Annotated in this window: 7 protein-coding genes; 5 read left to right on the top strand and 2 right to left on the bottom strand. The window is 31.6% G+C overall.

Going from position 1 to position 13580, the window contains the following annotated elements; genetic code table 11:
• Position 1: 1 nt before the first annotated feature.
• Positions 2-1549, bottom strand: a complete 1548-nt coding sequence (tssC, locus tag ABN099_RS18165) for a type VI secretion system contractile sheath large subunit (protein ID WP_349465816.1) — start codon at positions 1547-1549, stop codon at positions 2-4.
• Between the two features lie 23 nt (positions 1550-1572).
• Entirely contained in the window at positions 1573-2070 is a 498-nt protein-coding gene (gene tssB, locus ABN099_RS18160; protein ID WP_349465814.1) for a type VI secretion system contractile sheath small subunit, read from the bottom strand.
• Positions 2071-3374: 1304 nt separating this feature from the next.
• Between tssB and ABN099_RS18155 the strand changes: the two genes are divergently transcribed.
• From ABN099_RS18155 to ABN099_RS18135, 5 genes are all read left to right on the top strand, one after another.
• Positions 3375-3911: a fimbrial protein gene (locus ABN099_RS18155; protein WP_349465812.1), complete on the top strand. Its 537-nt coding sequence runs from the start codon at positions 3375-3377 to the stop codon at positions 3909-3911.
• A gap of 84 nt (positions 3912-3995) precedes the next feature.
• Entirely contained in the window at positions 3996-4739 is a 744-nt protein-coding gene (locus ABN099_RS18150; RefSeq protein WP_349465810.1) for a fimbrial biogenesis chaperone, read from the top strand.
• Positions 4740-4757: 18 nt separating this feature from the next.
• Positions 4758-7265 carry a fimbria/pilus outer membrane usher protein gene (locus ABN099_RS18145; protein WP_349465808.1) on the top strand — a complete coding sequence of 836 codons (2508 nt, stop codon included), beginning with the start codon at positions 4758-4760 and terminating at the stop codon, positions 7263-7265.
• Positions 7265-8461, top strand: coding sequence for a fimbrial protein (locus tag ABN099_RS18140; RefSeq protein ID WP_349465806.1), 1197 nt, complete (start codon positions 7265-7267; stop codon positions 8459-8461). The genes ABN099_RS18145 and ABN099_RS18140 overlap by 1 nt, the downstream gene beginning before the upstream one ends.
• Before the next feature lie 476 nt (positions 8462-8937).
• Positions 8938-13521 carry a tetratricopeptide repeat protein gene (locus ABN099_RS18135; RefSeq protein ID WP_349465804.1) on the top strand — a complete coding sequence of 1528 codons (4584 nt, stop codon included), beginning with the start codon at positions 8938-8940 and terminating at the stop codon, positions 13519-13521.
• Positions 13522-13580 lie beyond the last annotated feature (59 nt).

Raw genomic sequence — 13580 nt, 5'->3', positions numbered from 1 at the left:
CTTATGCTTTCGCTTTTGGCATTTGTGATACTAACGAGAGATCAACGTCCATTCCTTCCACTTGGAAGTGTGGAACCGCATATAATTTCACTCTGAAAAAACCTGGATTATCTTCGATATCTTCAACAACGACTTTTGCATCACGAAGTGGATGTGAAGCTTGTAAATCGTCGCTAGGATCAGTCATTTCGGTAACTAGCCCACGTACCCAGTTATTTAATTCAAGTTCTAATAAACGACGATCTTTGGTTGTACCAATATTTTCACGTTGAATTAATTTTAGGTAATGAGCAATACGCGAAAGCAGGAAGATATAAGGTAAACGCGCATTAATACGGCTATTTGCCGTTGCATCAGCGGTATCATAAATAGCGGGTTTTTGTGCTGAATTAGCTGAGAAGAAACAAGAGTAGTCGCGGTTTTTATAGTAAGACAAAGGAATAAAACCAAGATTAGCAAATTCAAATTCTCTTGTTTCAGGGATCATCACTTCAGATGGAATTTTAACTTGGCTACCAGTACCTAAATCATAAAGATGAATAGGAAGATCTTTTACTGCGCCTCCGGCTTGTGGACCACGTATTTGCACACACCAACCATTGTTGATAAAGCTTTTAACCATATTGGCTGCAAAAGAGAAGGTGGCGTTAGTCCATAGATATTTTTCATGATCAGGACCTTTTACTTCTTCTACGTAATTAAAACTACGCACTGGGATGGTATCTGGTCCATAAGGCAAGCGACCTAGGACACGAGGCATCGTTAAGCCGATATATCTTGCATCATCAGAGTCGCGGAAAGATTTCCATTTAATATATTCAGCACGATCAAAATAGTTACTAATATCTTTAATCGCGGCAACTTCTTCCATTGACGCTTTACCGAAAAAAGCAGGACCAACAGAGCCAACAAAAGGCATATGGGCAGAGGCTGATATTTTCGCGATATTACGCAGTAGAGCAATATCTTGAGGGCTGCGATCAAATTCATAGTTAGAGATAATCGCGGCAATAGGTTCACCACCGGGGGTGTCATATTCTTCGATATAGGTGTGATGATAAAGACCACTTTGAATAGTTTCTGGACAATCTTCAAAGTCTTGGCGTAAATCATCCTTAGCAATATCAAGTAACTCTATTTTTACGTTTTGGCGAAAATCGGTACGATCAACAAGAAACTTTAATCCACGCCATGCGGATTCTATTTTTTGAAAATTTTCATGATGCATAACTTCATCAAGTTGTTCGCTAATTTGTCTATCTAAATCAGCAATATGATGATCAAGTAAGTTTCTGTCTAAACGTTCAACTTTTTGTCCTGAAGATTTCAGGCAGTCTAGAAAAACCTGAACAGCAACAGTAACGCGTTCGTCTGCCGTTGCATCAGCAAGTGCTCCATTGTCTTGAAAAGTGTTTATATCACTGATTTCGGTGACAGGAGTGAGATTGATCTTTTCAAATAATGAGGCGTAGACACCTGAGTTTCCCGCTTCATCAAGTACGGTAGTGGTATTTTTTGCAATACTTTCGCTGTTAACTGACATAAGCATAATCCTGTAATTTAAAGATCCAATTAGTCTTTTTTAGGCGCTAGCTGAGCTAACTCTTCGCGTAATTCATCACTCAATGCGGGATCTTTTAGAATATTTTCTAGTTCACGGCGGAAAGTAATGTTATCGAGTAGGTTGGATTTCAAATCACGTAAGAGATTACGCATTGCCAGCATTGCACGTAATTGAGGAATTTGGCGAGCGACCTGTTCTGGCTCAAAATCTGCCATCTCTTTAAATGACAAGTTAATGCTTTCTTCAGCGCCATCCTTAGTTAACGTATTTTTTACGGTGAGATTGATCGATGGAGATAATTCAGTAAGAACATTATTAAAGTTGTTTTTATTAATGTTTACTTTTTCTCTTTCTGAAAGGACACGTTTATCTTGCCCATTGCTGTAATCACCTATCGCTAGCAGTTTTAGCGGTAACTCAACTTTTTTCTGAGCACCACCAGTATGTAAATCGAGCTTGATATTTACACGAGCTTTAGGAACTTCGTTTTGAAAGCTATCCGACATAACAAAATCCTTATATTGAAACGGATAAAAGTGCTCTTGAGCGTGATACAAGTGAACAATTGGTACATCCCAAGAAATTTAACTTAAGCCATTCCTTCTTATATTAAATAAAGCTGAATAAATCAATTTATCTTAACTTTTTTAGGAGGCATCTCGAAAAATAAAATGTAATATACATTAATAGATATTATCTATTCAGTGATTATAATCTAAAAACATAGTCATAATTAGACTTTCTCTTTGTTATTATTTTTCTTTTATTGTGTTTTTAGATGTTTCATCTTTTGTTATTGTTTTCATGAGTATATACACCTAGAAGTTATATTAATTTATAACTATATGTTGCAATAACTATTTGTTACTAAATTTTACGTATTTTTTTGATGCAGTTAGATAATTTGATAGAAATACAGTGAGATAGATAGCTAAAGAGAGTGATACTTATATTAAAAATAAGTAATAAAACGTAGTGTGGAAAGGAAGGAAAACAGAATCAATAAAATTAAAATTGTTCCATTTTTAATATGAAAAAAGTAATAAAATTTATTTGATAACAACTAAGTATTTATGCATATTTTTATCTTTTTTATATTGCTTAATTACGCTTAAAAAGCGTTTTTAAGTGATTTTTAATCACATTTTGATTTAAAAATAGTGCTAATTATTTTTATTTATAATTTAAATGAGAAGAAAAAATAAAATTAACTTCATTAAAGGTATGTCATAAAAAGATTTATTTTATTCAAATAATGAGTATATTTTAAAGCATATAATTAAACATAATAAGAGTAATCGCTCTTTTTCTGACTTGTTGTTGGTTTAGTTTCGTTAATGAATTGCTTCTTTGGTATATTAGTGTTTTTACTTGTTTTATATTGATAATATTAATCTGATGTTATTTTTAATTTATAAACCCTTAAAAATCAGTTAGTAATGTTATTTGTTGGTTTTTAATTTAAGTGTAGTCGTTTTTTTGATTAATTAAATTAAATGAAATTCTATTTTTATAGCTTTTATTTTAATATTGGAATTAATATTCTGTCCTAATTAAGAGTATTATTTCCTATTTTGGATAAAAAATTTTATTATTTGATTTATTTGGCGTTTATTTTTATTTATCTATTTTGTTGTGATTGATAATTTTATCAATTTAACTTATTTGGTTTTTTGTTCTGTTTTGTGTCTAAAGTTGATTTTTAGTTAAATAATAAATTAATTCTATTGTGCTAGAGTTAGTTAATACAAAAATATTTATTCTAATCTTAATCAATCTCTCTTGAACTAAATGAATGGGAAATAACCTCATGAGAAAAATAAGTTTAATAACTGCATTATTATTCACTGCTGCTTCAACTAATATAATGGCTGCTGATGGTAAAATTACTTTTACTGGTGAAGTTGTAAAACAGAGCTGTACAGTAGATAGTGGTGACAAAGATAAAAAGGTTTCATTACCAAAAGTAAGTTCTACATCTTTAAAAGCACTCGGTGATATAACAGGAACAACACCTTTTACTATTGAACTTTCTAATTGTGATGCAAGTGAAACAATAACCGATGTTGGTTTAAGTTTTGTAGGTCCTAATATTGATTTAGCGACAAAAACATTAAATACAGCGGGAATCGGTGGAACAACTGCTGAAAATGTAAATATTGCACTCTATAATCAAGATGATTCTTTTATTCAACTAGGTTTAGAGCATGAAAGTCAAAATGTGAGTTATACCAAAATTACTAGTGATAAAGCTCAATTAAACTATTTTGCCAAATATTATGCATTAGATGAATCTAAGCCAGGTCTTGTTGAAACTAATGTCGATTTTGAGGTTATTTATAAGTAAGCCTAATTTATATATTTTCTTAGGAATAAGTTGATTATTAATTAACTTATTCCTATCTATTTATCATATAAAATGAAATCTGCGATGATCAAAAAATTTTTTGTTGTACTTATCTCTTGTATTGCTATTCCTACCTATGCAAGTATCGTCGTTACTGGTACTCGTTTTATATATCCATCTGAAAATAAAGAAATTTCTATTAATATAGAAAATACGGGAGAAAAAACTGCACTGAGTCAGATATGGTTGACTACAGGATTTTCAGAGAAGCGAGTAGATAAAGAAACGACAAGGGCAGATATAGAAGACGTTCCTTTTATTGTGCTTCCTCCATTATTTAAAATAAAACCTAGCAATGTTCAGACTGTGCGAGTTCTTCATACAGGAGAAGCTTTAGCCAGAGATCGAGAAACAATTTTCACATTAAATATTCTTGATATTCCACCTAAGAGTAAAGAGGTAGAAAATAACTTACAAATTTCTGTTTTATCCAAATTTAAATTTTTTTATCGACCTGTGGAAATTGAAAAACAGGCTTCTATGGCGATTGATAAAATAGAATGGATAATAAAAAAACAATCTGATGGAATTTATTTATTTGCCAAAAATAATAGTGGTTTTTATATAACGCTAAATAAAGCAAAAATAATTATACAAGAAAAAGAGTATTTGGTATCTCCCAATTTTTATATGATGGAACCATTTAGTGGAACGACGAGCAGTAAAGTAGAACAATTAAACACTCTCCCTAATCAAAAATTAGAAATACAATTTAGTTATATTAATGATTCTGGTGGGAGTACTAACTCACAAAAAATAATTAATTAGCAACATCTGGTATCTTAGATGAAAAAGGCTATATCACAAGCTATTTTAATATTGATTACTCTTTTGTTTTTTTCTAGCATAGCTATAGCTGAAGAAAGTGAAGATTATGATTTCGATCCCGCATTTATTAGAAGTTATGCAACAGGTAGCTCTGTTGATTTAAAGGTTTTTACTAATGATGGTGATAATCCTGCTGGATTATATAGCTTAGATATTGATATTAATGGTCAAGATATTGGAAACTTCCTCGTCAAACTAGAGAAAAAAGCAGATCAATTACAGATTTGTTTATCTGAGGACATGGTCAACTCAGTCGAATTCTCTAACGAAATAAAAAAGTCTTATTTAGAGCAGCAGAAAAAAAACAATGATGATCAATGTATCTTTCTTAATAGCTTGATCCCTGATTCATCTTTTGATTTCAATTTCTCTCAACAGCAACTCTCTATTTCTATTCCTCAACGTGACTTACTACGAATTATTTTACCTGAAAATAATCCTATTAATTGGAATGAAGGTGAAACAGTTTTATACAGTAATTACTATTTCAATCGTTATACTTCACGAGTTGATGGTAAAGATAATACTTTTAATTCTTTAAATTTAAATTCTGGTTTTAATTTCTTTAAATGGCGGCTTCGTCACGATAGTCAGCTTTATGATAATGAATATACTGCAATTATGACCTACCTTGAACGAGATATTGATACTGTTAAAGGAAAAGTATTAGTTGGTGATTTTTATTCGGGTTCGATTTTTTCTAATGGTAGTTCATTGCGAGGTCTTCGTTTTCGCAATGATAACAGTATGCTTTCTATACGAGAATCAGGCTTTGCACCAACAATCCAAGGTATTGCAAAATCACAAGCCCAAGTAAAAGTGTATTTATCAAACTCAAAAAGTGAAATTTATAATACCGTTGTTCCTGCGGGTCCCTTTGAGATAAATGACTTATTACCCATCTACTATTCTGGCGATTTAATTGTTGAAATTATTGAATCAAATGGTGAAGTCCAAACGATGATTGTTCCTGTTCAGAGTGGTTTATCTTTTACTCGCCCAGGGCAATTCGATTTTGATATTGGCATCGGAAAATTACGTTACAAAAATAGTGTATTTGGAAAACCAATTTTAGATGCCTCTTTACGTTATGGCATTAATAATGCCCTTTCAGGCTCGTTTGGCAGTGTGGCAAGTAAAGACTATTTATCTAATGGATTGGGATTAACGGTAAATACAAATGTAGGTGCTTTTAATGCTGAAGTTATTCGTGCAAAGGCGAAACTTGTGAATGATAATAAAACTGTAGAAGGAACATCATATAAGCTAAGTTACAGTAAATCATTTTCAAAAACAAATACTTACATTAACCTCTCATCTATTCAGTATGATACTAAGAATTACTTGCCCATATATAATGCAATGCAGATTAATAATGGCAATTACCATTATGATACTGAAGACGAAAGCAATAATTATAAATTAAAAACGCAATATACATTATCTATGAGCCAACGGCTTCCTTATGATTATGGAAGCATTAGCTTAAGTGGTTCATTAGCTAATTACTGGAATGCTGATGATACCAGCAAGCAATATACAGCGACCTATACAACTAATATCCATAGTGTTGGTTTAATTACGTCACTACAAAAAATAAATAATCGTTTCACCAATGATACGCTATTTTCATTATCAGCAAGTATCCCTCTATTTTCAGATAACTATAGTGCCTATTTAACTTCAAATTATTTATCTGCAAATAAAATGGATAACTTTGCTCTTGGTGTTAATGGTGGTCTGGGGGAAGATATCGACTATTCTGTTTCTGTTGGGCAAGATAGATCTGAAGGCGAAAAAATAGATCATGGTTCAGCCAGTCTTGGTTATCGAACCTCTATTGCTAATCTATCGGTTGACTATAGTCATTATCAAGATTCTAAAACTCTAAACTTTAGTGGCTCTGGCGCGATTGTCGTGCATTCAGATGGAATATTATTATCAAATACATTGGGTAATACCTTTGCGATAGTAAAAGTAGATGGTGTTGAGGATGCACAAGTATTGGGTGGAGATAATAAAACGAATGCTTCTGGTTATGCAATACAGCCTAATTTAGTACCTTATCGTAAAAATTTTGTCGGTGTAGATACTAGAAACTTAGGGCAAAATTATACGTTAGAAGAATCCCAAAATAGGGTAATTCCTCGATCAGGAAGTGCTGTTTTTGTCAATTTAAAAACCCAAATTGGCACACCAATAATATTAAAAGTAACAGATAAAGATAACGACTTCTTACCTCTTGGCGCGACAGTTTATAGTAATAATGATGAATCATTAACGTTTGTTGGTCAGGGTGGAAAGATATTCTTAAACCTCAATGATAAGCTAAAAAATATTTATATTTATACTAATTATGGCGATGATGATATCTGTATAGTTAATTTAGAGAATATTATTAAAAATAATCGTGATAATGAAAAAATAATAACGCTACAAGTATCTTGTGAAGAGGCAATTCAATAATGAAAAAAAACTATTTAATTAAACTAATTCTCTTTTTTTCTTTGCTACTCACTAGTCTTAGTTCGTATTCATATAGCACAGTAACGGATTCAACGGGTCATGTGGCACCTATTTGGCGAGGAAATAAAAATATACAAGCTACAATAGGTGCAATATTGCCAGGTACATATCAATTTGGTGAGCTAATACGAGATACAACAGGGCAATTAATAGAAACTGAATATATTCCTCATTTTCATTTGGCTAGATCAACACCTCGATTTCGTTGCGATAAAAATGGAACTTATCGAGGTGTTATTTCTCCAGAAGGTATTGGCGTTGTATTGGGTGAAAAAGATGGTTATGCCATTATTAAATCTGATCTCCCTGGTATCGGTTATCGATTGGATATTGGTGCGTTAATTAGTGGTAATTATACTAACCCAAAAATTCAATCGTGGGTGCCTGTTAGTAGTTTTGGTGCTTCTAATATTGATATACCTTGTCTTTCTGGCAGTGAATTTACAATGTCAATTAAGGTTACGCTGGTAAGAACAAATGAAAATATAGAAGATGATAGGGCGGTAAATTATCATCCTATTAATGTATCAACACCGTTTCCCTCTTCACTTCAAATATATGATAACCAAAATAATTTAGTGTTAGTGGGGGAGTTTACTCAAGTATTGAAAAAGACAAGTAATGTTGCTGTTAAATATATGAAAGAGTCTTGTCGTTATCAATTTAATAATAAAGAGCATCTATTAAATCTGGGAAAAGTGGGTTCAGGTGAGTTTAGAGGGATCGGTAGTACAGCATATGGTGATAATGGGCATAAAAAAGTAGATATTACCATTGATTGTAATAATTCATTATTTATTCGCAATATCAGAGCCTCTATCTTTGAATCGGAAGAAATAACACCAGCGAGTCAAGAATTAAGACGCCAAGGTGTGTTAATGAATAATTTAAAAGATCAAAATGCGGCGAAAGGAATTGGCGTTCAAGTACTGATTGATAATAAGGTGAAACCGTTAGGAAATGATAGCTATGCTTATGTTGATGACGATACACAATGGGACCTAGTTGGTTATAGTAATCAAGCATTAAGAGGTATTTATACTTTTTCAGTTACGGGGCGCTATTACCAAGTTGATGAAGAAATACGGGAAGGAAAAATTCAAACTACGATGGGATTTACGATTATTTATCGTTAAATATTGTTTAGTTAAATTTTTCATTTTCTATTATTCAGCATATTAAAAATTTATTTCTCTAAAAGGAAGAGGAGTAAATTTTTTGTTTTTACTTCCATTGTCATAATACGATGAGTAAAAGTGGAATTTACTGCACAAAATAAGTATTAATAGTGCGATTATAAGATTAATCAAACTAACCGTGACTTTCATTTAAAACAGGTTGTTGATACTATTTTGTTCACTTTTTTGAGTAATATAAAAATAATAAGATAGTTGAATATCGTAAAACTGTTGTTTAAGAAAGAACTGGTAGTATTTTCATTGGTAACCTTGAATACTGATTAGGTATTATTACTTAACAAAGGCAATTTATTTATTATAAACGATTTCAAAGGGATGTTATGACTAGAAAAATTAAACTTTGGCTTGTTTTTTTTATAATTATTCTAATTTCTGCTGGTGTGTTTTTTATTAAAAATAGTTCATTTAATTCTATGAATAATATTCAAAAAGGATACGATTTTTATGAGCAAGGAGAGTATCAAAAAGCTCATGACTATTTTTTATCAAAAGCAGATGATAATGCTCAAGCTGCGTTTAGCTTGGCAATGATCTATTGGGATGGGGAAAATACCATTGCTGATAAATCAAAAGCAGAATATTGGTTAGTTAAATCGGCAAACAGTGGTAACCGAAATGCATTGTATAATTTAGGTTATTTTCGTTATCACGATAAGTTAAAAGACACGCCGGAAGATTTACATGGATTGGTTTCACTTAATAAAGCGGCAGAGTTAGGTCTTGTTAACGCTCAAGTTCTTCTAGGTGAAAAGTATTTCGAGGGGGATGATAATAAAGTTGAAATCAACATACCAAAATCAAAAGCCTTATTTACTCAAGCCGCGGAACAAAATTCAAAAATTGCTAAATTAGCGCTTGCTGCTATTGCTTATAAGCATGAGGATGATGCTAAAAAAGCAATTGAGATATCTGAAAAGCTATTAACACCCGAATTTCCTTTCCCAGCACTCTTATTGGCGAGTATTTATCAAGATGGCGGAAAAGGTGTTGAAAAAGATGATTTTCTGGCAGAAAAATACAAAATGCTTAGCATTAAGTACTTTTCTAATATGTTTGATGTGATGTCAAGTTTAGAACCAACCGCACTCTCTTTTTATGGTTATCAAACCGAAGAAGAAAAGCAAAAAATTATTGATAATCTTGTCCTTCTGGCTAATAAAGGTAATGAGAATGCGATTTATGCACTATTTGAAAAATATACCACGGGTGATGGTGTTAAAAAAAGTGAGGTAAAAGCACTCTCTTATCTTCAACCTCTGATTGATAAAAAAGATCCTAAAGCACTCTATTTGCATTATATAACAACAAAAAAGAATACCGATTATCTGCTTGAAGCTGCGAAACAAAATTATCCTGATGCTGTCTATCGTCTTTATCAGATATATTCGAATACCTATCTTGATGAAAAACTTGATTATGATATGGAATTAGCTGATAAGTATTTAACAATAGCGGCTGATTTAAAACATAAAGAGGCGTTATTTGGGATTATTAATAATGGATTAAGACGTTATTATGATGAAAAAGATGAAGAGTTAGATAAATTACTTGAAAAATATACAGGATATTTATTAGAAAACTATTCTAATGATGCTAAAGCATTAATGTTAGCAAGTCTGGTCTATAGTGAGAATAGCGATAGTGCGCTTTATGATTTAAATAAATCCTTTGAATTAAATTTAAAAGCAAGTGAGTTATCAACAAATGACTATAATAAAAGTGAGCTTGCATATAAGTATGGCTATGGTTTAGGCACTAAACAAGATTTAGAAAAAGCAGTAACCTTATATAAAGAATTAATAAATAAGGATGATATTAGAAAGTCATATCATAAAAATCTTATTGTTCTATATTATCGTTATGATATTAATAAGTATATTGATAAAAAAGAGATTATGTCATTTATTAAAAATGATATAGAAAATCAAAATGATTACCGTTTTGCATATTACTATGCCGATGAATTACTAAAAGAAAATGCTGAGAAAAATAAGAGTGAAGCATTTGATATCTATCTAAAAGCTAATGAAGAGTCGTATAATTCTCTGGCTCATTATGCAAAAGCCATTGTTCAATATAAAGAAGATCAAAAGCTTGAAGCAATTAATGTTATTGTTAATATCTTATCTAAAGAGAGATACTATAACTCTTTGACTAAACAAGAAAAAGAAGATGTTAAATCAATATTATTCAAATATGGCGCTGATAATGATGAGGCGAAAAAATATTGGGTCTATTTTGCACTAAGTGAGAATAATAGTGAGGCACAAAAATTAGTTGATTCATTGTTAGATAAAGATCCTATTATTGCTTATGAATATGCGATAGCAAATATAAACAGAATAAAAGATATTGATTCGGTTAAAGATGAAAAACTGAAATCTTATTATGATTATATTTTATCTTCGGCTAATTTAAATAATGCTGATGCAATAATATATGTGATTGAAAATCTTAATAATACCAACTATATCGGTGGTAATCTGTACTTTAAAGACAAGTTTAGATATTTAACAGGTATTCAACCTAATCAGATTATTAACTGGTATGAAAAATGTGCCAATGCGGGTGAGCCGCAATGCTTGTATGATCTTGGGGAAATTTACCAGAAAGGAAACTATGATATTAAGCCTGATTTTGATAAGGCTCTTTATTACTATAATCAGATAAAAGATCCTGATTTTAGTTTCTTAAAATGGCGTCTAGATGAAATTAAAAAAGGCATTAATGAACGTAATGATATTATTAAAGACGCAGAAAATGGTGATGCACAAGCCTATTATAAATTCTCTCAAGCCTATAAATATGGACGGTTAGGATTAGAACAAGATGATAAAAAATGGTTATCTTATTTAGAAAAAAGTGCAAATGCAGGTTACGAAGAAGCATTAGAAGAGAGTATTGATTATTATAGTAAAGATGAATTAATAAAAACCAATAAAGCTAAATTACTTAAGTATTATGAGCAACTGGTTAATGTAGGTAATCGAAGATATACAAGAGATTTAGCTGAACAATATTTGCAAGGTAGCTTACTTGTTGAAGCAAATAGAGCTAAAGCAAGAGCCTATTTTATTAAGATGAATGAGAGTGATAACTACTACTTAAGGCGTATGGATGAGTTTGATCTTAATTTACAACTCTCTAATGAAAGTGTTATTGCCCAATATCAGGTAGGTAATGCCTATTTAGCAGGTAATGGTGTTAAGCAAGATGCAGTTAAAGCGCTTATTTATTTAAAAGCGGCAAGTGAACAGGGACACAAAGATGCTATTTATGCTTATGCTAAGTTGCTAATGTCAGGTTCTTATGATGAGAATGCCAAAAAATGGGTTATTGAGCCGAATTGGAATGAAGCAATTATTTGGCTAAAAAAATATCCAAATAAAGATCAGTTTAATAAAGAAATTCAGTTTTATGAGTCAACAGTGACTCTTGCTCTAAAAGGGGACACTGATGCTATTTTAGCGGTAGCGAATAAGTATCGTGATGATAGAAAACTCTTTGCTGCAAAATTGTGGTATGAGAAAAGTTTAAATACAGGTAATTTAGCCGCAATTAAGGGTTTAACTGATATTACTGAAGACGATAAAGAAAAGAGACAATGGTATATTTTAGGTGCTAAAAAAGGTGATCTCTATTCTGAAATTCAATTAGCTAAAATTTATTTATTTGAACCAGAAACAACTATAGATTCAGCTAATTATAAACTAGCTATTGAGTATTTAGAAAAAGGGTTACGAGATAGTGATAATCAATTATCTTTATTAGCCTTTGATGCGTTGGCTGATCTCTATGGAAGAGGAACATCTAACAAAGATAGAACAGCGATTATTTTAAAAGATATACCAAAATATTTAAATCTATTAGAAACCGAATCAAATAATCGTAATGAAGCACTTATTCGCTTGTTTGATTATTATGCAGTCAATGAAATTGATAAAGCATTACCTTATTTATATACCGCAGATGAGCGAGGAAGTTTAACGGCAACACGTAGATTATTTGAGTTTACCGTGCCAATAAACAGATGTAATGCCTACAGTGATATTGAAAAAGCTTCTCAATATTTATCTAAATGGCTAGAAAAAAGCCAAGAAAATGACGAATCAAAAACAGGATTAAACTATCATGCTGGCGTGTTGATGAATATGCTAGGTGATGCTTATTTATATAATGTCTGTAAGGCAGAACCAGAACTTGATAAAGCAATATATTGGTATCAAGAGTCGTTAAAATATAACCAATCAATGGGTTTTGATGGGCTTTATAAAGCATATTTAGAGAAAGGTGATGCTAAAGAGGCCTATTATTATGCTTTATTACAAGAGGATAAAGTACCAGATAATAAGCTGATGAATGAACTCAGTGAAAATGAGAAACATGAGATAGAAAAACGAGTAGAAGATTATCGTCAAGCGTTAAAATTTGAACCCTATCGTGAAATGATAGAAAAAGAAACAAAAGCAGCTGAAGCTGGTGATGGAAAATCGGCTTATTTTTTAGCAAACTTTTATTCTAAAGATGACGTTATTCCTAAAGATACCGCTAAAATGCTCTATTTTTATGAGTTAGCGGGTAAGTCTGGTAACCCTTGGGGATATAATGCATTGGGTCGATTATATCGTGAGGGAAAAGACCACAACATTAAGCAAGATGGTAAAAAAGCACTCTATTATTATGATTTAGGTGCTCAATTAGGTGATAGTAATACCGCTCACCTTGCGGGAGATATGTTGTATTTAGGTCAAGCAAAACTTGAGAAAGATTATATTAAAGCGGCTCAATATTATGAGCAAACTGATTTAACTCAGGGTGTGCATCATGGATTAGCAAAATATAAACTCGCTTATATGTATTATGAAGGCTTGATTGGTACTAAGAGCCAAGAAGATCTGCAAAAAGCGTATGACAATTTACAGTTAGCGGCAAAATATCAAGACGAAAGCGCGATTAGTGCGTTAAAAGAGTGGGATTTTTCTAGCATTAAGCATTAATAGACTAAGTTACATATTATTAAAGCTTGCCCTACTTATTTAGTAGGGCATTTTTTATT

Source organism: Proteus hauseri, assembly GCF_040139125.1.
GTDB classification, from domain to species: Bacteria; Pseudomonadota; Gammaproteobacteria; order Enterobacterales; family Enterobacteriaceae; genus Proteus; species Proteus hauseri_B.
This window is presented reverse-complemented; position numbering and strand designations above follow the sequence as displayed.